The organism is Piscibacillus salipiscarius, from assembly GCF_042685285.1.
GTDB classification, from domain to species: domain Bacteria; phylum Bacillota; class Bacilli; order Bacillales; family Alkalibacillaceae; genus Piscibacillus; species Piscibacillus salipiscarius.
The window spans coordinates 1-24,340 of the sequence record NZ_JBHUMZ010000018.1; the positions used below are offsets into that span (position 1 = coordinate 1).

Genomic DNA, 24,340 nt, shown 5'->3' on the forward strand with positions numbered 1-24,340 from the left:
AAATCTATTTTTACCCATAAAGAAAAACACCTCCTAAATTGTCGATTAATATTACATACGACTTAGGGGGTGTTTTTTCCTGTCTCATATTATTGGGTCACTCTAGTTTTTACGTCCGGTTTTTCTTATTAGGAATGTTGTTAATGGGAAATGATACCGAGGTTCAGGCATCGACTACTTTAGAATATGGAAATACGGGACAAGAAGTACAAGATCTTCAAGGGAAATTGTATAGAATGGGATATTTAAACGTCGAACCTACGGGATATTTCGGCCCTTTAACCGAAAGAGCGGTTAAAGATTTCCAATATGATGCCAATCTTTGGGTGGACGGAATTGTTGGAACTAAGACGCGATATCAAATTGACAATGTTGAGATAATGGCAAGGGTTGTACATGGTGAAGCAAGAGGTGAATCCTATGAGGGTAAGGTGGCCGTGGCAGCCGTTATTTTAAACCGAGAAGGTTCAGTTCACTTCCCTAATACGATTCGCAATGTTATATTACAACAGAATGCTTTCACTGCCGTCCATGATGGACAATATAATCTTCCACCAAGTCCCGTTGCTTATCAAGCTGTAATGGACGCGGTTAATGGTTATGACCCAACACAAGGTTCAACCTATTATTATAATCCTGATATAGCTACCAATGAGTGGATTTTTACTCGTGAGACAGTCACTGAAATTGGAAATCATACATTTGCAGAATAATAAACTTGAATTAATGATAAACATAGAAAAACCTAGTAATAGACTTTTAAACGATCATATATAATGGAAATGAGAAAAATGGGCTACCAACTGTTAAGGTAGCCCATTCTTTAACTTACTTATTATTTTCAGTTATTAAAAATTCATTTAAAGTTAATGAAACAATCCCGTTTCTCTCGACTTCTTCATTAATTGGTGTGTATACTTGTTCAAACGCGCTTTAAATAGGGCGCCCACAAGTAATGCCACTAGTCCAAATGTCGAAAGGATCGCTGCATCATGTTGTACTTTAGTCCAAACAATTCCTCCCACAGCTTCACGCATCAAGTTAATCGCATAGGTGAAAGGAAGGAAAGAATGAATGGATTGAAAGAATTCTGGTAATAAATCCACTGGATACGTTCCTCCAGCACCTGCGATTTGTAAAACAAGGAAAACAATAGCTAAAGCTTTTCCAATATCACCAAACACCGACACTAAAGTATAAACAATGGTGATAAACACAAAGCTCGATAAAAGCCCAAATAATATAAACCAAACTGGTTCTTGGACATTTACACCCAGTAGATACATATCACCTAATGTCACAATGATGGTTTGAATCATGCCAATCGTGACAAAGGTCAATAATCTGCCAAAGTAAATCTGTCTTCCTGTATACGGTTCTATGTGATGCGGATCGGTTGCCAATAAAGAAACCAATAATAATCCACCAACCCATATCGCCAATACGGTATAAAACGGTGTCATGCCTGTACCATAATTTTCAATAGGAAACAGTTTGTTTTGATTCAGCTTGACGGGTTCTTCAAAAAAGCTTTCCTCTGCTTCAGGATCGTTTTCTAATAGCTCGATAATTTCCTCTAAATCCGTTTCTCCTTGGATCTGACGGATCTCATCAGCCAGTTCATTTATTTTCGTATTAATATACGGATATTCCGCTAAAACACTCTCTAATAAATCTTCACCATCTGCTAAATTAGTTGCGGTTCGATTTAATATGTTTTGTGCTTCTGGAATCGTATTTTGAACCTTGGTTAAAATGCTTTTCGCCGATTCTAATGAACTTTTTGCATGTTGAATTTCTTCTCTAACACGAGGTTCAATCGTTTCTTTATATTCGGTAATAAAAGCATCCAATCGCTCATTCGTGAATTGAGCCGTTTCTCGTAAGTTAGCCATCATATCTTCTAACTCTTGATTATGTTCCGCAATCATCTCATCAACTTGATTAAGTTGTTTTTGCAATTCTTGTAAGGTAGCTTTCATTGCTGCCAGTTCATTTAATGCATTTTCAATCTGTTCTTGATTATTCTCTTCTGATTGACCTGAATCTTCTCCCGAATCCTCACCAGATTCCTGTTCTTCTTGAATTTGTTGTAAAATTTCCTCTACTGTTTCAATAGATGTAACCGTACTATTAATTTGTTCATTCCAATTGTTCATTTGCTCGTTCATATCCAGTAAATCCATTGAAGATGGTTCAACGGATTCTAAAAACTCATTCGTATCTTGAATGGCCTGTTGGATGGTGTTCAAATCCTCGTTCACTCGTGGTGCTATCTCATCTAAACGTTCTTCTGCATCATTAATAAAATTCAAGGTCTCGTTTACTGTCGAAAGCCCTTGATTAGACGCTTCTTCTACGCGTGGAATAAGGTTAAGAGCATCATGGATCATGACCTCGGCGTTTTCAGCATCAGAGAGTGATTCGTCCAAAACCTCTTTTATTTCAGGTAACTTTTCTTCAATTGTAAAAACATAATCCTCGAATTGCCTTATATCAGGTAGAGAGCTTTGTAATTCATGGCCAAGTTGATTAAACATATCAAAAATTACGCCATTGACAGTTGAGATAAAGCTTGAGCTTATTTCCTCAACGATTGTGGTAGCTCCTTTATCGGTAATCTTCGGAGCAATCGCGTTAATTTTTTCATTCACATAATAATTAACTTCGGCTTTTGTGGGTTGATCATTAATCACAGTCCCCAATTTCTCAGAAAAGTCATCGGGAATCACAATGACGGCATAGTAGTCTCCATATTCTACTTTATCCATGGCTGTCTCTTCATCGACAAACTGCCAGTCCATTGAATCATTATCTTTTAGTTGTTCGACTAATTCATTTCCTACATGGATCTCTTCATCACGCACTGTAGACCCTGTATCATTATTGACAACACCGACTTTAATTTGATCCGTCTGTCCATATGGGTCCCAAGATGCTTCAATATTCATCCACGCATACAATGACGGAAGTATCATTAATCCACCAATTAAAATCGCGGCTACCCAGTTTGTTGAAATGTTTTTTAAGTCTTTCAAGTATAAATGCATACTGTTCTTCATATATTTCGCCTTCTCCTTGTAGTTAAAAATCCACATAAACATTATACCGAATTCGGCTAGTCACACTTAAATGTATTGCTTTGGGCTTAACATTATTGCATCTTATTTTTGCCCGAATTTCAATAATAAAACATAAAAAAGAACCGGATTAACCGGCTCTTTTTAAGTGGTTAGCTCACCTGCTCAGGTGAGTTTACTTAATAAATTTTAATGGACAACAAATAATTTATAGAATTTACTTAACTATGACATTTAAAGAGGTGTGCAGAGTATGTTATTAATATTTATCATTGTTATTTTAATTGTGTTTTTATTTGATATGACGAAGTTCAGAAAGCAGAATGATGAATTGATTGAACAAAATGAGAAAATTATTTCGTTATTGGAAGAGGTCTATAAGANTGCGCGAATGTCTCATATTTGAACTCGAATGTCCTATAAATCCGTTTCAATGTCTCATAAATTAGGACGAATGCCCATTTTCGACAAAATTCGATTCCTCATCTAACGTACCAATGTCTCATAAACTGATCTTAATGTCCCGAAAAATTTACTGTTTTCCAATTTTCTAATTATATAAGGCTAATAAGACTGCTTATTTAGTTAAATTCTTGCATTTTTTAATTAGAGAAAATTGAAATTTCCCTCTTTTGTGTCAAACAATTTAAATTGATAAAACAGACGTAAGAGGAGGGATTTATATGTTACCTATTAAATTATTAAGAACCATTGCTTACTTGCGTAACCTTGAATCGTCACATCCAACTTACTCTAATTTGAATCAGGATTTTAAGCGATCTGTTGCGGGTATGCAAGGTGAGAAGTCAATTAGTTATTATTTATATCCGATTATTGAAAAGGACTATCGAGTTTTTTATAATGTACGGCTTTTTATAAATGGTCAGTATTTTGAAATTGATGTGCTGCTGATTAGCCGAAATTTTATTCTAATAATCGAAGTCAAGAATCTTAAAGGTAGAATAATGTTTGACCATAAGTCTGGAGGTATGATTCAAAGCAAAGATGGAGACTTTCAAACGTACCAAGATCCAGTCTTACAAATAAGTAGGCAAGAAGCTCTACTGTCCAATTGGTTAAAAGAACGCGGCATCCATATTCCTGTTAAATCAGTTGCCTGTTTTGTTAATCGTCATGTCATCCTTGAACCTGGTGAACATACTGATTCTCGTATTATTTATGGCTATAAATTACCGCTAGTTTATGAGCGGTTTCAAAGTGAGTTTAAGAGTCATCCCCAGGCTATATCGGAAAATTTCCTTTATAATATATTAATTAGGGAAAACCAACCTTTAGATATTAAACTCATGAATAAATATGGCTTAACCAAGCAAGACTTTAAGCCAGGTCTCTCTTGTATCCACTGTTCAAAAAAAGGGTTAGTACGTATGCGCAACGTTTGGGTTTGTAAAAATTGCTCAAAAGAAGATGCAGATGGTGCTTTAAATGCACTAAAAGATTTCTTTTTAATATATGGCAGTATAATCAATAATGAAATGGCAAGACATTGGTTACAAGAAACAGATCGTAAATATGTCACTAGAGTGCTTGAACGCACAGGGTCAAAAATCGGTAAAGGAAAAGGAGCCAGTTATGTTTTGGACTTTGATTATGAAAAAGACTTTAAACATTACAGTTATTTTATTAAGTAATGTCTCATATTTGAGTCCGAATGTCCTATAAATCGGTTTCAATGTCTCATAAATTAAGACCAATACCCCTTTTCGACAAAATTCGATTCCTCATCTTGAAAGCTATTGTCCCATATATTGATTTCAATGTCCCAAAAACAGCTGTTTTCAAAATCTCACTTGTAACCTCACTCAAAAAAGGATAGAATAGAGAAGTACCAACCTCAATGGATCCCTTAATCTCACTTCAAGAGACATTTCCAAGTATTAATCCAATTGAAAATAAATTATAAAAAATAAATAGAGGTGTAATTGTGGCAGATCAGACTTTGACGATTGCAGAATTAGAAACGAAAACGTTGAAGGAGCTGTATGCTCTTGCGCGTGATTATGGTGTTTCTTATTATGCAAAACTGAATAAGAAAGAATTAATTTTTGCGATTTTAAAGGCGCAGGCTGAAAAAGATGGGAAAATGTTCGTCGATGGTGTGTTAGAAATCATTCCGAATGAAGGTTTTGGTTTCCTAAGACCGATTAACTATGCGCCTAGCCCTGAGGATATTTACATATCGGCATCACAAATTCGCCGTTTTGATTTAAGAAACGGGGACTTGGTGTCTGGTAAAGCGCGTCCTCCGAAGGAAAACGAGCGTTACTTTGGGCTTCTTCACGTGGATGCAGTTAACGGAGACGACCCTGAAAGTGCCAAAGAGCGAATTCACTTCCCAGGTTTAACTGCACTATATCCTGATCGCAAGATGGCATTAGAAACGAAAAGCAATATGCTATCGACGCGGATCATTGATATGATGGCGCCAGTTGGTTTTGGGCAGCGTGGATTAATCGTTGCGCCGCCAAAAGCGGGGAAAACAACAATCCTTAAAGAAGTGGCGAACAGTATTACGGAAAAGCATCCTGATACGAAACTAATTATTTTACTTATCGATGAGCGTCCGGAAGAAGTAACGGATATCGAGCGTTCGGTCGGGGACGATGTGGATGTCGTCAGCTCAACTTTTGATGAAGTACCAGAAAACCATATTAAAGTCTCGGAGCTTGTTCTAGAGCGCGCGATGCGTTTAGTAGAGCATAAGCAAGATGTCGTGATTTTACTTGATTCCATTACAAGACTTGCTCGTGCGTATAACTTAGTTATCCCGCCAAGTGGCCGTACGCTATCAGGTGGTATTGATCCAGCGTCTTTCCACCGTCCGAAGCGATTCTTTGGTGCCGCGCGTAATATCGAAGAAGGCGGTAGCTTAACCGTACTCGCAACAGCGCTGGTTGATACAGGTTCTCGTATGGATGATGTGATCTACGAAGAATTCAAAGGTACAGGTAACATGGAGCTTCATTTAGACCGTCACTTAGCGAACCGCAGAATTTTCCCAGCAATCGATGTACTTCGTTCTGGTACAAGAAAAGAAGAGCTTTTACTACCAAAAGAGCAGCTGGATAAAATGTGGGCGATTCGCAAGACGATGCAAGATCAAAATGATTTCTTAGAGCGGTTCTTACGCCGCCTACGTCAGTCGAAAACGAACCTAGAATTTTTCAAAATCATGGATGATGAAATGAAAGGTTCTCGTAGATAAAAACTTCTTGCATAAATCGACGGCAGTTGATATAATCACTCTGTATGAAAAGATAGTTTTCTCCCGTCTATGACGGTTAAACAACTCTGTTTCCACAGGATTCAGGGCAAGAAGGAGTGTAATAGCATGAAAAACGATATCCATCCAGAATACCGTAAAGTAGTATTCTTAGACACAAGCTCTGATTTCAAATTCTTAACAGGTTCAACTTTAGAATCTGAAGAGACAATCGAATGGGAAGACGGTAACACGTACCCATTAATCCGTGTTGAAATCAGTTCAGCTTCTCACCCGTTCTACACTGGTAAGCAAAAAGCTGACAAAGTTGGTGGACGTGTAGATCGATTCAAGAAGAAATACAACCTTAACTAATTTAAGGTGTTTTAAAAATGAGGCTGGCCGTTCACAATTGCTGAACACCATCGTAAACGTTATAACAAGATATAACCTTACACGTGGTGACTTGGCAAGAACGGTCAGTTTTTTAATTTTAACAATATTTTTATTGAAAAATAAGCAAGGGCGGCGACTCCTGCGGGAACAGCACGAGTCTCAAGACCCCACAGGCAGTGCTTTTCTGCCGAGTGATGCGCCTGCGATTACTCGGCGCAAGGGACTGGGAAGATTACTCGGTGTAGTTCCCTGGCTTGAGCCGTGCCCGCGGAAAGCGTCCGCCTGCTGCTTTAGAAATTTTTTAGCTTCACCCTCATCGGTGGAGCCAAATTTTTCTTATCAAAAAAATTAGTACATAGGACTCATGTGAATCATAATAACAATAACGAATATAAAGAGGTGCCCCTTATGATGTATGTGATGGAACACAAAGGCTGGCTAGAAGTCATTTGTGGCAGTATGTTTTCTGGAAAATCTGAAGAGCTCATTCGTCGCGCTCGCCGTGCGACTTATGGAAATCAAAAAGTGATTGTGTTTAAACCTGCATTGGACAACCGTTACGATGATGAATCAGTCGTGTCGCACAACGGTGACTCTGTCGTAGCTCGTCCGATCGACGACTCTAGCGAGATTGAACAATACATCACAGAAGAAATCGACATCGTTGGCATTGATGAAGCGCAGTTTTTTGATGACGGGATTGTTAATGTTGCGCAAAACTTAGCAGACCGAGGCATCCGCGTCATTGCAGCAGGACTTGACCAGGATTTCCGAGGGGAGCCATTCGGTCCGATGCCTGACTTAATGGCCTTTAGTGAACAGGTGACAAAACTTAATGCGATTTGCCCAGTTTGCGGGTCACCAGCAAGCCGTACGCAGCGCTTAATCAATGGTGAGCCTGCATCTTATGACGACCCGATTATTTTAGTCGGCGCATCCGAATCGTACGAGCCACGCTGTCGCCATCACCACGAAGTTCCAAATCATCCTAGATCGACCAAGCGCGTTTACTCCAAGCGTGCCAGTTACAAAGCTTAAATGCCGTTTTTGGCGTTTAAGCTTTTTTCAACACCGAGATGTCTCGTTAAAACTTTTACCGCCATTATAAGAAATATTTTTCTCATTTGTGATATGATATAATGTGGAGTATGTATAGTAAAGCAGAGGTGTACGGAAATGTTCGATAAACTACAGCACATTGAAGATCGTTATAACAAATTAACAGAACTATTGATGGACCCAGAAGTCATCAATGATTCGAAAAAATTACGTGACTATTCTAAAGAACAATCGGACCTACAAGAGGTCGTTGAAAAATATCGCCGTTATAAAGAAGTGACGGATTCCATTAAAGAATCTAAAACCATTTTAGAAGACGAGTCAGATGAGGATCTTCGCGAAATGGCACGTGAAGAACTTGATGAGCTTGAGCCTGAAGTTGAGACGCTTGAACAAGAAATGAAGCTTCTGCTCATTCCAAAAGACCCGAACGATGATAAAAACGTAATCTTTGAAATCCGTGGTGCAGCAGGTGGTGAGGAAGCGGCGTTATTCGCAGCGAACCTTTACCGCATGTATTCTCGCTATGCGGAAAGCCAAGGCTGGAAGACAGAAGTAATCGAGTACCATGAAGCTGACATGGGTGGCTATAAAGAGATTATCTTTATGATTAACGGTCGCGGGGCTTATTCAAAATTAAAATATGAAAACGGTGCTCACCGCGTGCAACGTGTGCCTGAAACTGAATCAGGCGGACGTATCCACACGTCAACAGCAACCGTTGCGGTTTTACCTGAAGCAGAAGAAGTTGAAGTTGATATAAATGAAAAAGATATTCGTGTTGACACGTTCGCATCATCAGGACCAGGTGGCCAAAGTGTAAATACAACGATGTCTGCCGTTCGTTTAACGCATGAACCAACTGGAGTAGTAGTGTCATGTCAGGATGAAAAGTCCCAGATTAAGAACAAAGAAAAAGCGATGAAGGTTCTGCGCGCACGTATTTATGAAAAATTCCAGCAAGAAGCGCAAGCAGAATATGATGAAAACCGTAAATCAGCGGTAGGTACTGGTGACCGTTCGGAGCGTATCCGTACGTACAACTACCCTCAAAGCCGTGTGACGGATCACCGCATCGGCCTTACAATCAATAAATTGGACCAAGTGATGCAGGGTAATTTGGATGAAATCATTGATTCTTTAATTATCGATGAACAAACGAAGAAACTTGAAGAAGTCGGTGAATAATTTGAGTATGACAGTTAGAGAGGCCCGCAGGTGGGCTTCTTCTTTTTTAGAACAACATAATCGTGAGGCACGCGTTGCTGACCTTTTGCTAATGCATCTTTTAGATGTGGAACTAGCTGATTTTTTACTCATGCAGCAAGAAAAGTTAAGCGAATGGAGCACGTTTGAAGACTGGGTGCGTGATCATGCGGATACCGGCAAGCCGCTCGAGCACTTTACAGGTGTTTCGGAATTTTATGGCCGCAAGTTTAGTGTTAGTGAGCACGTTCTCATTCCGCGCCCTGAAACAGAAGAGCTTATCGAGGCAGTCAAACCATTTATTCAGCCTAATGATACAATTGTCGATGTCGGCACGGGCAGCGGAATCATTGCCGTAACATTGAAAAAAGAACATCCACAACTATCGATGTTCGCAACCGATATAAGTCCGGATGCGCTTAAAGTGGCCAGTGGAAACGCTGAGAGGTTAGGAGCTGATGTCGAGTTCAAGCAAGGCAATTTTTTAGAACCTGTCATAAATGAACCCATCGATATTGTGATCTCAAATCCGCCATATGTTCCAGAGAGCGACCGACCTGAACTATCAGAAACGGTGATGCACGACCCTGAGTTAGCACTATTTGCGGATGACCATGGTCTTGCGGCTTACCGCGAAATCATTCGCCAAATTGGTCTTTTGAGAAAACCTCCTCGGCTTGTGGCGTTTGAAATTGGTTATGATCAAGGCGAGTCTGTGCCTAAGTTAATTCAGCAGGCTGATCCCGAGGCGGTTGTTCAAGTTTTGCAAGACATTAATGGCAAAGATCGTATGGTTCTTTGGAGTTGAATTCGCATGCATTGTCTCAAAAACGAGTGTCAATGTCCTATAAATCAAGCTCAATGTCTCAAAAAACGCCTTGAATACCCTTTTTCGACAAAATTCGAGTCCTTATCAGAGACCAAAATGTCCCAAAAAGCATCCCCAATGTCTCAAAAAAAGCATTTGCGGCAAATCCGCAAATGCTATCTTATTAATTTCTCCCATTCTTCTTTCAGCATGCCGTAGACGATGTGGTCCACATAGTGGTCATAAAGCCATTCGCGGCTTCGAATTTTGCCTTCCTCTGTAAACCCGAGGCGTTCTGGAATCGAACGGCTTCCACGGTTGTGCTCAGCGGCTGTTATATCAACTTTATTCATGCCAAGGTCACGGATTGCGTAATCAGTCAGCGCCCCAGCCGCGCGAGTCATGATTCCTTTTCCCGTAAAATCGACCCCGAGCCAGTAGCCGATATACGCGATACGATTCGTCCAGTCAAGTTCATTAAAACCCACAACACCGGCAGTCTTTCCATTATACAGCACCACTGTGTTCATACCCTCATGATTCGCATAGGCCTTTTTACTAAACTTAATATAATTTTCGGTGTCCTTTAGCTCCTTCGTGTGATCTAGCCAAGGCAGCCACGTACGAAGATGGTCGCGCGAACGATCCGTAAGCTGAAACAACTCTTCAGCATCCCCAAGATCAACTAGCTTTAGCGAAACTTCTTCATCCACTTGATGTACAAACATAAAAACTCCCCCTATAAGTTTTTAAAATCTATCATAACACATTCTTCCAAAACGACAACTCTTTTTATCAATTATGTATAAACTCTATTAACCCTGTCCATAATGTTCATAAAATTACTAGATTACGAGAAAGGTTGATTGAGATGAAATACATTATGATGGGGATTGCATTAGTTTTAGTTATTCAATTCGTCTATATGGAGTCGGTTGCTGAATCGAAGCCAGCGACTGAAGCAGGGTATCAAGTCATTCCTGATGAAGCCATTCGTCTTCGCATATTAGCGAATTCAAATAGTGATGAAGATCAAGAGATTAAGCGTGAAGTTAGAGACAATGTGAATGCGGAAATTACGGAATGGGTAGAAGATCTTACATCCATTGAAGATGCACGCTCGCATATTCAACAAAACTTAGGCGAAATTGAAGCGATTGTAGCTGATACGGTTGGCAATCAATCTTTTTCAGTAAAATACGGTGAGGTTGAGTTTCCCGATAAAGTGTATGATCGTTTTGTTTATCCTGGCGGCACATACGAAGCGATTTTAATTACGATCGGTGAGGGAGCCGGTGACAACTGGTGGTGCGTCTTGTTCCCACCGTTATGCTTCGTTGACTTTGAAAGCGGAACAACAGTGTTAGAGCATGACGAAGAAGAGGCCGAAAAAGATACTAAGCAGGAGCAAGAAGAAGAGGAAGACGTTGAAGTGTCATTCTTTTTATGGGACTGGCTGAAAGGAATGTTTGCCTGATCAGTAGGACAAACTATTAAATTTTTCTACTAAATCATCATAATCACGAAACCTTGCACATAAATTAATAGAGATACTAGATTTGAGGAGAGTGAGATGATGGTTAACATTACGCCGGTAAAAGAACAGTCCCCGAAGGATTACGATACGTTTTTTAAAAAAGCAAAGGATCAAGAGTTGTTTAACGAATCTTGGGTAAAAGAACACGGATACTTTTTAGAACTAGATGGTCAGCAGCTTGGATTTTTTGTGCTCTACCCAATTAATGATAAAAAGGTTTGGCTCAGGCGCTTAGTGATGAGTGAACAGACGAACCCAGCCATGCTCATTATGGTGTTTGATTGGATTGCCGAGAAAGCAAGGTCTGAGAAGTATAAAGAGCTCTTTGTGCATGTTCAAGATGCTAAAACGTCTCCACTTCTCGAAATGAACCAGTTTAAGGAAACCTTTGAGCCTCCTGTCCACGACCCGAGCGATGTCGATTGGTTCGTGAAGGAGCTATAAGTTTACGGGCCATACGTGATATAATATGATGAGTGATAGACCCATCAGCAAAGGAGAACCACGTATGGCTCGAATGTTTACTAAACACCAAATCAACGAAGCAGCCGAACTATTAATGTCAGGGCAGACGGTCGCTTTTCCGACAGAGACAGTTTACGGTCTTGGCGCAGATGCAACGAACGAGCAGGCGGTCCAGGCGATTTTTGATGCAAAAGGTCGCCCTGCTGACAACCCGCTCATCGTGCATATCGGTCAGGCTGATCTAATAAAAAAATATGTGACTCATAAACCGGAAACAGCATCCAAATTGATGGATGCTTTTTGGCCTGGGCCGCTAACGATTATACTTCCTTCAAACGGAACACTTGCAAAGAATGTAACGGCAGGCCTTGATTCGGTTGGAATCAGGATGCCAGATCATCCAGTTGCCCTTGAATTATTAAAAACGTGCCAGCTTCCGGTTGCGGCCCCGAGTGCTAATCGATCGGGTAAACCAAGCCCGACAACGGCTGATCATGTAGCGCATGATTTAACAGGCCGAATCGCCGGGATTGTCGACGGCGGGAAAACGGGCGTCGGTGTTGAATCAACCGTTATTGATTGTACAATAGACAAGCCGATGATTTTACGTCCGGGTGGCGTGACGAAATCGGATATTGAAGCGGTCATCGGACCAATCGATGTTGCTTCTTCTAAAGTGAAAAGAGACGAGCAGCCACGCTCACCAGGTATGAAGTATAAACACTACGCGCCTGATGCCCCAATCTGGATTGTGCGCGGTGATGCTTCACAGATGCGTAAGGTTGCGGATGAAGCAGCAGAGCGCGGTGAGTCCGTTCAAGTTTTAGTAAGTAAAGAGCGAGCTAACGAACTCGGGTTTAGCGATGCTGTGATTCTCGGCTCTCGCTCAGATTTAACGGGGATTACAAGTAATCTATATGATGCACTACGTCAAATTGACGACCTCGATGTCGACCTTGTTTTGGCGGAAAGTTTTTCAAAAGAAGGAATTGGCGAGGCGCTCATGAACCGATTAGAACGAGCTGCGACTAGGATTATATAAAAAACGTCACAGGTTTACTTCTATTTACCATTGGACTTGCATAAAGTTAACTAGCATGTCCAAGGCTAGGAGGTACGCTTGTGACGTATTTTTATGAAAGTATAATTCCAATCGTCTTATTATCTGTTGCTATCGGAATGGATGCCTTTTCGGTCAGCTTATCAGTTGGCCTAATGAGGACTAGATTATGCATGATTGCCACGTTTATTTTACTCGTCGGCTTATTTCACGTCATCATGCCACTAGCGGGGGTTACGTTAGGCCACTTACTTTCCCATAAACTCGGTATAATCACACAAAGTATCGGTGGATGGATCCTAATTATCATCGGCGCTCAAATGATGGTTGCGACAATGCTCGAGAAGGAAACAGACCGCACCCTGCATCTAGCTGGATTTACAATATTAGCCTTCACCGTCAGTCTCGACAGCTTCTCCGTAGGCCTCAGCCTCGGAATGTTCGGCCTTAACCAATTTGCGATTATCATGCTGTTTGGCATCATGAGTATGTTCCTAGCAACCATGGGAATTATTTTTGCTAGAAAAGGAAAAACCCTTCTCGGCAGATACTCCGAAGCCCTCGGCGGAATCGTGTTAATCATGATCGGCATACAAATGGCTTTATAAATGTGAAAACTTTTGCCACGCGCAAAAGTTTTCTTTTTTGTTGCGTCAGAGCGTGATTTGTTCGCATCCCGAGGAGAACTGTCCGCATATCGGAGAGAACTGTTCGCATCGCCGGGAGAAGTGTTCGCGTCACGAGGAGAACTGTTCGCATTTTCGGATAAATTGTCCGCATCCGAGCCAAAATTGTCCGCATTCCAATAAAACGGTCCTCCAAAAAGCCGAAAATCTATCACTTACCCCCTGACTTATGGTATATTTCAATTGAAGAGTCTTGAAGGAGGTTTCTTAGTTGAAACGCGTGTTGTTTGTCTGTACTGGAAATACTTGTCGCTCACCAATGGCTGAAGCGATTTTAAAACATAAAAGGCCTGACCTTGAAGTGAAGTCGGCCGGCATTTTCGCAGGGTTCGGCCAAGAGGCGAATCCGAAGGCAGCCCAAGTCTTGAGCGATAAAGGAATTGATTGCGATCACAAGTCGCAGCCCCTGACCGATGACCTACTCGACTGGGCTGATGTGGTGCTCACGATGACGGCACATCATAAGCTCAACATCGAAATGGATTACCCGAAGTATCGCAAAAAAGTTTTTACCTTAAAAGAATTCACTAGACATAAGGATGATGAAGATCTGAACCCAGATATAGCGGATCCAATCGGGTTGTCGAATGAGACGTATAAACAAACGATGAATGAAATTGAAACATATATCGACCGAATCAAAAAGGGGGATGAACAATGAAAATAGTATTAACGTCAGATCATGGTGGCGTGAATATTCGTAACGAGATTGCGTCATTATTAGATGAAATGAATATTGAGTATGATGATTTAGGCTGCGAGGGCGACTGCTCAGTAGATTATCCTGATTACGGGATTCCAGCTGCAGAAAAAGTCGCTCAAGGAGAGTACGATTTTGGCATTCTAGTTTGCGGGACAGGAATTGGTATGTCGATGTCGGCCAACAAAGTTAAAGGTGTACGCTGCGCACTCGTGCACGATGTGTTTAGTGCAAAAATGACGCGCCAGCATAATAACGCAAATGTGATCGCATTAGGTGAACGCGTGATTGGCCCAGGCCTTGCCCGTGAAGTGGTAAAAGCATTTCTCGAGTCAGAATTCGAAGGTGGGCGTCACGAAAATCGTGTGAGCAAAATGATGGCTTACGAACAAAATTAGAATGTGCCTGTTCCGATATGGGACAGGTATTTTTTCAAATAGAAAAGGGGTGAAAATTTTGAATATAGAGAAGATAAGAAACGAAATTCATGTTATAATGAATCAGTGGAAAGACCAAAATATTGTGCGTTCAAATGGCATTTTTATGCTAGGTTGTTCGACGAGTGAAATTGCTGGTGAACGAATCGGCACATCTGGTAGCACAGAGATTGCGGGAGCTATTTTTAATGAATTAAAAGCGTTTCAGGTTGAGACAGGCGTTGAACTAGCATTTCAGTGCTGCGAGCATTTGAATCGTGCCGTTGTCGTCGAACGTCAAACGATGGAACGATTAAACTTAGATGAAGTAATTGCTGTTCCGCATCCGAAAGCAGGTGGCTCGATGGCGTCACATGCATATAAACAGCTAAATGACCCTGTTTTAGTCGAGTTTATTAAAGCTGACTACGGCATGGACTTAGGTGATACGCTGATCGGCATGCATCTAAAGCATGTAGCCGTACCAATGAGGCTAAGCCAAACGTCAGTTGGACAAGCTCATGCGACATTTGCCTACACAAGACCGAAACTAATCGGCGGAGAGCGTGCGATGTACCAGAAGTAGATGAAATTTTATTTTGACATACATAAGGAGGCTTTCTCGATGACACATTTATCGAACCAATTACACGAAGTTGACAAGGAAATGCTGGAAGCGATTAATTTAGAAAAAGGTCGCCAAAACGACAAAATTGAATTAATCGCATCTGAAAACTTTGTCTCTGAAGCGGTGATGCAAGCTGCTGGGTCTGTATTAACGAATAAATATGCAGAAGGTTACCCAGGCCGTCGTTATTATGGTGGCTGTGAATATGTGGATATTGCTGAAAACTTAGCGCGCGATCGTGCGAAAAAGCTATTTGACGCTGACCATGCCAACGTGCAGCCGCACTCAGGCGCGCAGGCAAACATGGCGGTTTATTTTTCAGTACTTGAACCAGGTGACACAATCCTTGGCATGAACTTAAACCATGGTGGCCACTTAACGCACGGTAGTCCGGTTAACTTTAGTGGTAAGCTATATAACGTGGTCGATTACGGCGTTGAGGAAGATACTGAAGTTTTAGATTACGATAAAGTATTAGAAAAAGCGAAAGAAGTGAAGCCGAAGCTAATTGTAGCTGGCGCATCGGCATATCCTCGTTCGCTTGATTTTAAAAAGTTCCGCGAGATTGCGGATGAAGTGGATGCTTATCTATTAGTAGATATGGCGCATATCGCAGGACTTGTGGCGACAGGTCTTCACCCAAGCCCAGTGCCGCATGCGCATTTTGTAACAACAACCACTCACAAAACATTACGCGGCCCTCGTGGCGGGATGATTTTATGTAAAGAAGAATTTGCGAAAAAAGTAGATAAAAACGTGTTCCCTGGTATGCAGGGTGGACCTCTTATGCACGTGATTGCAGCTAAAGGTGTCGCGTTCCAAGAAGCGCTTCAACCAGAGTTTAAAGATTACACGCAAAAAATTATCGACAACGCTAAACGCTTAGGTGAATCATTAGTTAAAGAAGGAGTTCGCCTTGTATCTGGCGGAACAGACAATCACTTACTATTATTAGACGTTCGTCCGTTAGGCTTAACAGGTAAAGTGGCTGAAAAAGCACTTGACGATATCGGTGTGACAACGAATAAAAATACGATTCCATTTGATCCAGAAAGTCCATTTGTAACAAGCGGAATTCGCATTGGAACAGCAGCTGTGACATCTCGCGGATTCGGTTTAGAGGAAATGGATGAAGTAGCAGCAATTATCGCGTTTACGCTTAAGCACCATGAAGATGAAGGTAAGCTTGAAGAAGCAAAAGAACGCGTGAAAAAGCTGACGGATCGTTTTCCAATGTATCAATAAGTAGCGGAATTCCCGCTACTTTTTTCATGCGGTTTGAAATTTGGGGAAAATTAAGTTTTGCAAATACTTAACAATCGACTGATTACTATTGCAACATTGTTCATATTTCGCTACAATTCAATAGATTATAAATAAAGGAGAGATTGGCTCGTGGGTAAAGTATATGTTTTTGATCATCCTTTAATACAGCACAAATTAACGATTATTCGTGATAAAAACACAGGTACTAAAGCGTTTCGTGAACTGACGGATGAGGTCGCGACGCTAATGATGTATGAAATTACACGCGAACTTCCATTAGAAGAAGTTGAGGTTGAAACACCAGTCGCAACGGCTAAGTCAAAAGTTTTAGCAGGTAAAAAACTTGGAGTCATCCCAATTTTACGTGCTGGCCTTGGCATGGTTGATGGCATCGTGAAATTGATTCCAGCTGCGAAAATTGGACACGTCGGGTTATATCGTGATCCTGAAACTCTAAAACCAGTAGAATATTACATTAAATTACCATCAGATATTGAAGAGCGTGAATTAATCGTGACGGACCCAATGCTAGCAACAGGTGGGTCGGCCATTGAAGCGATTAACTCGATTAAAAAGCGCGGCGCTAAGCAGATTAGCTTAATGTGCTTAATTGCAGCACCTGAAGGCGTTGAAGCCGTAAAAGAAGCACACCCAGACATTAACATTTATGTAGCAGGTTTGGATGAAAAGCTAAACGAAAAAGGCTACATCATCCCTGGGTTAGGGGATGCAGGAGACAGATTATTCGGTACCAAATAACGGGGTGAATTTATGAGTAAGTTAAAAGTCATGACGATTTTCGGTACAAGACCTGAAGCGATAAAAATGGCACCACTTGTCTTGGAACTTCAGAAACGATCGGATGAGTTTGAGCCGATTGTAACGGTCACGGCTCAGCACAGAGAGATGCTCGATCAAGTTTTATCCATATTCGATATTAAACCTGATTTTGACTTAAATATTATGAAAAAGAAGCAGTCATTAGCGCAGATTACGACTCGTGCCCTTGAAGGTTTAGATGAGGTCATGAAGGAAGCGAAGCCAGATATCGTGCTCGTGCACGGTGACACGACGACAACATTTGCGGCGAGTTTAGCTGCGTTTTATAACGAAATTCCGGTTGGTCACGTTGAGGCAGGTCTTCGTACGTGGAATAAATACTCACCATTTCCAGAAGAAATTAACCGACAAGCAACGGGCGTCGTGGCAGATTTACACTTTGCGCCAACGACTCAGTCTAAACAAAATTTACTTCAAGAAAATAAATCTGAGGATCAAATTTTTATAACTGGTAACACAGCGATTGACGCGCTTCAGACAACCGTATCTGCTGATTATGAGCATGATGTTTTGAAAAAAGCTGAAGGCAAACGCTTAGTGCTCATGACCGCGCACCGCCGTGAGAACCAGGGCGATAACATGGACCAAATGTTTAGAGCAATTCGCCGTTTGGCCGACAAGCACGAAGATGTGGAAATGGTTTATCCTGTGCACCTGAATCCAGTTGTACAAGAAACAGCGAAAAAGTGGCTTGGCGATCACGACCGAATCCAGCTAATCGAACCGCTTGAAGTAATTGACTTCCATAACTTCGCATCGAATGCTCACTTGATCCTAACTGACTCTGGCGGCGTTCAGGAAGAAGCACCTTCTTTAGGTGTGCCGGTACTCGTGCTTCGTGATACAACAGAGCGACCAGAAGGCATCGAAGCAGGTACACTCAAACTTGCTGGAACCGACGAAGAGAATATCTTTGAAATGGCTGACTTATTGTTGTCAGATGACGGCGAACATAAAAAAATGTCCCGGGCATCGAATCCGTACGGCGACGGACAGGCATCCCGACGGATAGCAGACGCCATCAGGTACTATTTTAAGCAAGCGGGCGAAAAACCAGATGAATTTTTATAAGATTAAATTTGGAAGCTTTTGCGTACGCGCAAAAGCTTCTTATTGTTTGATAGATGTCCTTTTGTTCGTATGGGGGTGAATTGTCCGCATTCGGGGCTAAACTGTTCACGTGAGGAGGGGAACTGTTCGTATATCAGGATGAATTGTCCGCATCCTGGGCTAAACTGTTCACGTGAGGAGGAAAACTGTTCGTATTTCACGGTGAAGTGTCCGCGTTCGGGGCTAAACTGTTCACGTGAGGAGGAGAACTGTTCGTATTTCACGGTGAAGTGTCCGCATCCTGGGCTAAACTGTTCGCGTGAGAAGGAGAACTGTTCGTATGTCAGGGTGAAGTGTCCGCATCCTGGACTAAACTGATCGCGTGAGGAGGAGAAATGTTCGCATTCCAGAGAAAACTGTTCGCATCCGAGGTCAAACTGTCCACGTCCCGGGCCAAACCGTCAACCCCAAAACTTTTTCCCCATCCCAAGCATGACTTCCCTATTTTTCCACACAATAAAACTAAAACAACTGAAGAGGTGCGAGCTATGAGGCTAATCTTTGCAATAATACTTATCATCATGACACCAATCTATCTACAAGCGGAAGAAATGACCTTTATAATGGAAGTGGATCAAGATCCGCATGAGACGAAAGAATACATTGAAAAATATTATCCGTTAGTCGAAGTTGAGTATGTCTATGATACGCTCATGCAGGCTCTAGCTGTAACGGGGAAGCAGCGCCACATAAAGAGTTTGCACGAAGAAGAGTTTGTCAGTAAGGTGAGCCCAGTCCAGACGTACTCAGTGCCGCAAACAAAAGCAAACACCAATGAGGACCTTCACCCTGAGATGGCACGTTATCATCCAAAAAACCTACCCTTCACAGGCAAAGGTGTTCAAGTCGGAGTCATCGATACTGGAATTGACCATGAACACCCCGACCTTGAAAAAAGTTACCATGGTGGGTTTGATCTAGTTGATTTTGACAAAGACCCAATGGAAACAACGCCCGAACAGGGGATGCCGACGCTTCACGGAACCCACGTCTCTGGTATCATCGCAGGTAACGGAACCATGCAGGGAGTTGCACCTGAAGCGGACCTCTATGCTTATCGTGCACTTGGCCCAGGCGGAACGGGGACGACCGCGCAAATCATAGCTGCTCTCGAGCAAGCTGTTAACGACGATATGGAGATCATCAATATGTCGCTTGGAAGCGAAACGAATAGCCCTGATGATCCGATGACGCGCGCCGTTAATAAAGCAGTCGAGCTCGGCAAAATTGTCGTTGTAGCAAATGGGAATAGCGGACCTGAAGACTGGACGGTTGGTTCGCCGGCAACGTCAGAAAAAGCGATTTCAGTCGGGGCGGCGATTACGAAGCAAAAGCTTGCCCAAGTATACACTCAAAAGGAACAAGTCGTGCCGATCCGCCAGCTCCCACTATCAGAAAAATGGAACCTGAAACGAGATCAGCCTTTAGTTATACCTAATTCATTAGACACCTTAGAACAAACCATTCACGACCGAGTCGTTTTAATAAAAAAAGGAGACACACCGTATTACGAACTCATTCAGCAGCTAGATGAAAAGGGGGCAACAGCTGCACTCATCTATAACGGACCTGAAGATGACCCAAACGAATGGGAGTGGGTAGAAGCTCCATTTCCAACGGCTTACATTACAGAAGAAGAGGCAGAACTGCTCATGCAAGGTGACGGCTGGTTAAAAACGAACTACCAAACGATACGTAATGCATTAGCCCCATTCAGTTCACGCGGACCTGTCGCTTCATCATGGACTATCAAACCTGACCTCATTGCACCAGGAGTTGAGATTGTGAGCACGGTGCCAGAAGGGTATGCCTCACTTCAAGGAACAAGCATGGCATCACCTTACGTGGCAGGCGTTACGGCTCTGTTAAAACAAGCATACCCACACGATACACCAGAACAAATTAAAGCTCGCTTACTATCATCTACTGATCTATTCAAAATGGGAGAAGAAGAGCTTTCGCCATCTGAACAAGGAACCGGTTTTATTAATATGAACAAAGCCCTAACCCAAAGTTACATCATAGACCACAACCGGCTTAATTTTGGTAAGATAGAAAAAGGGTTAAAAAAAGTAGATCAAACGATTACTATTAAGAACCTTTCAAGGAAACCTCTTGACATTAAATGGAATATTCCAAAAAGGGAGAATGGAATCGTATGGGACCTGCCGCTCAATTCAACGATTGGCCCTAACGAAAAACGACGATTCAAGGTAGGTGCACAAATCAATTCAAGACGTACTGAAAAAGGAACGCGTGAGGGCTATATAGAGGTATCACTTAATCAGCAACAAAAACACTTGCCGTACTTATTTATTAACGAAACATCCGATTATCCAAGAATTACCGGCATGGAATTGGACATGGCACCTTTTCAAACGGAGCATTTGACATTAAGATTTTATGTGAACGAACCAATTGAAAAACTTACAGCCACTTTAATCGATCCAAAAGACCTACACGCACAACCGCTGTTCACTCAAGAAAACGTGTCTAAAGGCGTATTTGAAAAAGAATTTAAAATCAGCGACCTGCCAGAGGGCGAGTATAAAGTCGTTTTTGAAATGACACAAGACGATGAAACTTTATATGAAGAAAAAGAAATTTATCTGCCTGAATTTTAGGCAGATAAAGCGTTTTCAACATAAATGTGATTTTTGTCACAAAGTTGTTTTAATTTCTGCATATTTACAATTGACTTTAAAATACTCGTATTGTAATCTAATTTAGTGTGGGCAAATGTTTTAAGAGATTTTATTTTTGAAGATTTGCCTCTGCAAGATTTGTCGATATCGTTTGATAAATCTTTTCCACTGAAATCACGATTGGAGTGGTTAACCTGAATAAACGCCCACTTCAAGGAATGGCAATCACAGCGAGTATATTAAGTTACTTATCCGGTTCGACAATTGTCGGAATTCTGCTTGGAAGGTGGCTTGATGGTTACTTAGGCACGTCCCCTCTTTTCCTGATCATTGGTTTACTTTTAGGTTTGGCATCAGGCGTGTATGGTATGATTTTACTTGTCAAAAAGTTTCTAGGAGACGATTAGAATGGACAATTATACATACATGGTCAGCCGCCAGCTCAAATGGATGTTCTATATCCTAGCGATTTTTGTCATAGGATGGGGATTCACAGACTATCAAACCATATTTGCCGGTCTAATTCTAGGTGCTGGAATCAGCACGTTTAATTTATGGCTTCTTCAAGTCAAAATTAATCGATTAGGACAAGGTGTTGTCGAACGAGATGAGAAGAGACGCACGCTGGGAATGTTAACTCGGTTTGCGACAGCCGCACTTGCAGCCGCTATAGGCTTGCAATATCCGGAAGTTTTCAACATGATTGCCGTAATGATTGGTTTAATGACACCTTATTTGGTCATTATCATAGATTATTTTCTTACACAAACCGAACTAACCACGAGGAAGAGAGGTGAATGAAGTGGATCACAAAAGTCCAATGTTAAATGACTTATTTGGAATCTCATGGCTTGATTTCAATATGTCAAACGTACTTATGATGTTGGTTGCATCAACGATTGTATTTATACTCGCAGTTGTAGCTAGTAAGAATCTACAACGTAGACCAACAGGCTTCCAGAACTTCATGGAGTGGATCGTAGAATTCGTGAAAGATATCATTGGAAACACAATGGACTACGAGACAGGGCGACGCTTTATGGGGTTAGGATTAACATTATTATTGTACATCTTCGTCTCCAACATGCTTGGGGTTATCACAATGGTGTCATTTGATCATTACTTATGGTGGAAATCACCGACATCTGACCCGGGTATTACATTGACACTCGCAACAATGGTGGTTGTATTAACACACTACTATGGTGTCAAGATGAAAGGATCGAAGGAATATACAAAAGAATTCTTCAAACCATTACCGTTCTTATTCCCACTAAAAATCATCGAGGAATTTGCGAATACGTTGACACTAGGTCTACGTCTTTACGGTAACATTTACGCTGGTGAGATTTTATTAACTCTACTAGCTGGTCTAGTAGCATCAGGCTCAATCGCGGGGTTAGTAGGTGGATTTATCCCGATGATCGCTTGGCAAGGATTTAGTATTTTCATCGGTGCAATTCAAGCATTTATCTTTACCATGTTAACGATGGTTTACATGTCTCACAAAGTGAGCGAAGATCATTAATTTATGTGAATTAGTACTTAGCATTAGCTGAGTATTTTAATAAAATTCATTCGTCTTTAATGGCGAGAAAAATCAAACTAATTTATAAATATATTTTGAGGAGGAATTTATTATGTTAGCAGCTGCAATCGCAGTAGGATTAGGTGCATTAGGTGCAGGTATTGGTAACGGTTTAATCGTAAACGGAACAGTAAATGGTATCGCTCGTCAACCAGAGCTTCGCGGTACTCTACAAACAACAATGTTCATCGGGGTAGCGTTAGTTGAGGCGCTTCCGATCATCGCAGTCGTAATCGCATTTATGTCTATGTAGTTTTTTACGACGAACAATTGAATGGCGAAGTTATGATGGACATACTTCGCCATTCCTTTATGTGCATGTTTAGTTATTGATGTTTTGCGAGAAATCCGCGAGACTCCTGGTCGGCTAAAAACGGTCACGTCCTGTGACCAACGCCGACACTTGAACGTCGTGTTCTTCGTGGGAATAGCGAGCCGAACAAGACCCCGCAACGAGGGACGAGTGAGGAGGCTTGTGGATCGCCCACGGAAAGCGAGTGGATTTCTTAAAACTAAACATTTTATAAAATGTGAGGAGTTAGCCGAAAGGAGTGAAGGCTGTGTTAGGTACCAACTTGGTTTTAGGTGCAGCAGGATTTAACGTTGGTGATATGCTCGCTCAATTAGTTATCTTCATCATTCTATTGGCTCTTTTAGCAAAATTCGCTTGGGGACCACTAATGAAAGTGATGAAAGAGCGTGAAGATCACATTGCGAATGAAATAGATACTGCAGAGCAAAACCGTCAAGAAGCAGAACGCTTTATGAACGAAGCAAATGCAGAACTTAAAGAAGCACGTCAAAACGCACATCAAATCATTGAAGATGCCAAACAAACGGCAAAAACACAAGAGTCTTCCATCTTAGATGATGCAAGACAAGAAGCAGAGCGCATTAAAGAAAGTGCTCGCGAAGAAATCGCCCAAGAACGCGACAAAGCAGTTCAGGCATTACAAGAACAAGTGGCTACGCTTTCTGTTCAAATTGCTAGCAAGGTTATTGAAAAAGAACTTTCTGCAAATGAACAAGATGAACTCATTCAACAATACCTTAAAGAAGTAGGCGAATCGAAATGAGTCAATCAGTAGTAGCAAAGCGTTATGCCGTAGCCTTGTTTGAAATTGGAAAAGGAAAATCAAATCTAGATCAGCTAGAAGAAGAGCTTTTAGTTGTAAGAAGTGTTTTCCTAAATGATGAATCATTACAAGAGTTCTTAGGTAACCCTCGTTTATCAAGCGAGCAGAAAAAAGAACTAATTCGTAACGTTTTTAAAGACGTCTCAAAAGAAACACGAAATACATTATTACTATTAGTAGACAAACGCCGTTCTGACATGATTGCAGATCTAGTCGATGAGTTTGTCAAAATGAAGAACGAAGCAAGAGGAATTGCAGAAGCTGATGTTTATTCTGTTCGTGAATTAACTGAAGAAGAAACAAAACAGATCCAAGATGTGTTTGCGAATAAAATGATGATTAACACCCTTCGAATCAACAATATCGTAGACCCATCTGTACTTGGTGGAATTAAGATTCGTATTGGAAATCAAATTTACGATGGAACTGTTAAGACACAACTTAAACGTTTAGAACAGAATTTAGTAACTGCAAACAAGTAAAGATAGGGG

The 24,340-nt window shown here is 41.4% G+C and carries 26 protein-coding genes; 24 read left to right on the forward strand and 2 right to left on the reverse strand.

Annotated elements, in window-relative coordinates; translation table 11 throughout:
- Positions 1-143: 143 nt before the first annotated feature.
- A complete protein-coding gene (locus tag ACFSW4_RS06665; protein ID WP_377328253.1) occupies positions 144-713 on the forward strand; it encodes a cell wall hydrolase in 570 nt (189 codons plus the stop codon).
- Positions 714-866: 153 nt separating this feature from the next.
- Here the strand turns inward: ACFSW4_RS06665 and ACFSW4_RS06670 are convergent, their stop codons facing one another.
- On the reverse strand, positions 867-3,062 hold the full coding sequence (locus tag ACFSW4_RS06670; RefSeq protein WP_377328255.1) for a YhgE/Pip family protein: 2,196 nt from the start codon (positions 3,060-3,062) through the stop codon (positions 867-869).
- A 701-nt stretch (positions 3,063-3,763) separates the two neighbouring features.
- On the opposite strand from ACFSW4_RS06670, the gene ACFSW4_RS06680 reads away from it, so the two are divergent.
- From ACFSW4_RS06680 to prmC, 6 genes are all read left to right on the forward strand, one after another.
- A complete protein-coding gene (locus ACFSW4_RS06680; protein WP_377328259.1) occupies positions 3,764-4,732 on the forward strand; it encodes a nuclease-related domain-containing protein in 969 nt (322 codons plus the stop codon).
- A 293-nt stretch (positions 4,733-5,025) separates the two neighbouring features.
- A complete protein-coding gene (gene rho / locus ACFSW4_RS06685; protein ID WP_377328261.1) occupies positions 5,026-6,306 on the forward strand; it encodes a transcription termination factor Rho in 1,281 nt (426 codons plus the stop codon).
- A gap of 126 nt (positions 6,307-6,432) precedes the next feature.
- Positions 6,433-6,678: a type B 50S ribosomal protein L31 gene (locus tag ACFSW4_RS06690; protein ID WP_054754793.1), complete on the forward strand. Its 246-nt coding sequence runs from the start codon at positions 6,433-6,435 to the stop codon at positions 6,676-6,678.
- 432 nt (positions 6,679-7,110) lie between these two features.
- Complete coding sequence (locus tag ACFSW4_RS06695; RefSeq protein WP_054754800.1) at positions 7,111-7,737, forward strand: thymidine kinase; 627 nt, start codon at positions 7,111-7,113, stop codon at positions 7,735-7,737.
- A 138-nt stretch (positions 7,738-7,875) separates the two neighbouring features.
- A complete protein-coding gene (gene prfA / locus ACFSW4_RS06700; protein WP_054754792.1) occupies positions 7,876-8,946 on the forward strand; it encodes a peptide chain release factor 1 in 1,071 nt (356 codons plus the stop codon).
- A gap of 7 nt (positions 8,947-8,953) precedes the next feature.
- Positions 8,954-9,772: a peptide chain release factor N(5)-glutamine methyltransferase gene (gene prmC, locus ACFSW4_RS06705; protein WP_054754799.1), complete on the forward strand. Its 819-nt coding sequence runs from the start codon at positions 8,954-8,956 to the stop codon at positions 9,770-9,772.
- Positions 9,773-9,948: 176 nt separating this feature from the next.
- On the opposite strand, the gene ACFSW4_RS06710 is transcribed toward prmC, so the two are convergent.
- Positions 9,949-10,500, reverse strand: a complete 552-nt coding sequence (locus ACFSW4_RS06710; RefSeq protein ID WP_054754791.1) for a GNAT family N-acetyltransferase — start codon at positions 10,498-10,500, stop codon at positions 9,949-9,951.
- A gap of 143 nt (positions 10,501-10,643) precedes the next feature.
- On the opposite strand from ACFSW4_RS06710, the gene spoIIR reads away from it, so the two are divergent.
- The 17 genes from spoIIR to ACFSW4_RS06795 all read left to right on the forward strand — a co-directional run bounded on the left by spoIIR (position 10,644) and on the right by ACFSW4_RS06795 (position 24,331).
- The gene (spoIIR, locus tag ACFSW4_RS06715; protein WP_054754790.1) at positions 10,644-11,249 is read left to right on the forward strand and encodes a stage II sporulation protein R; all 606 of its coding nucleotides are present in this window, start codon (positions 10,644-10,646) and stop codon (positions 11,247-11,249) included.
- A gap of 99 nt (positions 11,250-11,348) precedes the next feature.
- Complete coding sequence (locus ACFSW4_RS06720; RefSeq protein WP_377328263.1) at positions 11,349-11,753, forward strand: hypothetical protein; 405 nt, start codon at positions 11,349-11,351, stop codon at positions 11,751-11,753.
- Between the two features lie 64 nt (positions 11,754-11,817).
- A complete protein-coding gene (locus ACFSW4_RS06725) occupies positions 11,818-12,816 on the forward strand; it encodes an L-threonylcarbamoyladenylate synthase (protein WP_377328265.1) in 999 nt (332 codons plus the stop codon).
- 80 nt (positions 12,817-12,896) lie between these two features.
- Positions 12,897-13,442 (forward strand): manganese efflux pump MntP, encoded by a 546-nt coding sequence (locus ACFSW4_RS06730; protein ID WP_377328267.1) that lies wholly within the window; start codon positions 12,897-12,899, stop codon positions 13,440-13,442.
- Positions 13,443-13,731: 289 nt separating this feature from the next.
- Positions 13,732-14,181 carry a low molecular weight protein arginine phosphatase gene (locus tag ACFSW4_RS06735; protein ID WP_377328269.1) on the forward strand — a complete coding sequence of 150 codons (450 nt, stop codon included), beginning with the start codon at positions 13,732-13,734 and terminating at the stop codon, positions 14,179-14,181.
- Positions 14,178-14,618, forward strand: a complete 441-nt coding sequence (rpiB, locus tag ACFSW4_RS06740) for a ribose 5-phosphate isomerase B (RefSeq protein ID WP_054754785.1) — start codon at positions 14,178-14,180, stop codon at positions 14,616-14,618. Before ACFSW4_RS06735 ends, rpiB begins: the two co-directional genes overlap by 4 nt.
- Before the next feature lie 58 nt (positions 14,619-14,676).
- Positions 14,677-15,222, forward strand: a complete 546-nt coding sequence (locus tag ACFSW4_RS06745) for a TIGR01440 family protein (RefSeq protein WP_377328271.1) — start codon at positions 14,677-14,679, stop codon at positions 15,220-15,222.
- 39 nt (positions 15,223-15,261) lie between these two features.
- A complete protein-coding gene (locus ACFSW4_RS06750) occupies positions 15,262-16,509 on the forward strand; it encodes a serine hydroxymethyltransferase (RefSeq protein ID WP_377328273.1) in 1,248 nt (415 codons plus the stop codon).
- A gap of 150 nt (positions 16,510-16,659) precedes the next feature.
- Positions 16,660-17,289, forward strand: a complete 630-nt coding sequence (gene upp / locus ACFSW4_RS06755; protein ID WP_377328275.1) for a uracil phosphoribosyltransferase — start codon at positions 16,660-16,662, stop codon at positions 17,287-17,289.
- A 12-nt stretch (positions 17,290-17,301) separates the two neighbouring features.
- On the forward strand, positions 17,302-18,441 hold the full coding sequence (gene wecB / locus ACFSW4_RS06760; RefSeq protein WP_377328277.1) for a non-hydrolyzing UDP-N-acetylglucosamine 2-epimerase: 1,140 nt from the start codon (positions 17,302-17,304) through the stop codon (positions 18,439-18,441).
- A gap of 527 nt (positions 18,442-18,968) precedes the next feature.
- A complete protein-coding gene (locus tag ACFSW4_RS06765; RefSeq protein WP_377328279.1) occupies positions 18,969-21,104 on the forward strand; it encodes a S8 family serine peptidase in 2,136 nt (711 codons plus the stop codon).
- 239 nt (positions 21,105-21,343) lie between these two features.
- A complete protein-coding gene (locus ACFSW4_RS06770) occupies positions 21,344-21,532 on the forward strand; it encodes an AtpZ/AtpI family protein (protein WP_054754781.1) in 189 nt (62 codons plus the stop codon).
- A gap of 1 nt (position 21,533) precedes the next feature.
- Positions 21,534-21,926, forward strand: coding sequence for an ATP synthase subunit I (locus ACFSW4_RS06775; protein ID WP_054754780.1), 393 nt, complete (start codon positions 21,534-21,536; stop codon positions 21,924-21,926).
- Between the two features lies 1 nt (position 21,927).
- On the forward strand, positions 21,928-22,653 hold the full coding sequence (gene atpB / locus ACFSW4_RS06780) for a F0F1 ATP synthase subunit A (RefSeq protein ID WP_054754797.1): 726 nt from the start codon (positions 21,928-21,930) through the stop codon (positions 22,651-22,653).
- 112 nt (positions 22,654-22,765) lie between these two features.
- Complete coding sequence (atpE, locus tag ACFSW4_RS06785; protein ID WP_054754779.1) at positions 22,766-22,966, forward strand: F0F1 ATP synthase subunit C; 201 nt, start codon at positions 22,766-22,768, stop codon at positions 22,964-22,966.
- 307 nt (positions 22,967-23,273) lie between these two features.
- Positions 23,274-23,789 carry a F0F1 ATP synthase subunit B gene (gene atpF / locus ACFSW4_RS06790; RefSeq protein WP_279401950.1) on the forward strand — a complete coding sequence of 172 codons (516 nt, stop codon included), beginning with the start codon at positions 23,274-23,276 and terminating at the stop codon, positions 23,787-23,789.
- Positions 23,786-24,331: a F0F1 ATP synthase subunit delta gene (locus tag ACFSW4_RS06795; RefSeq protein WP_054754778.1), complete on the forward strand. Its 546-nt coding sequence runs from the start codon at positions 23,786-23,788 to the stop codon at positions 24,329-24,331. Before atpF ends, ACFSW4_RS06795 begins: the two co-directional genes overlap by 4 nt.
- The last annotated feature ends 9 nt before the right edge of the window (positions 24,332-24,340 follow it).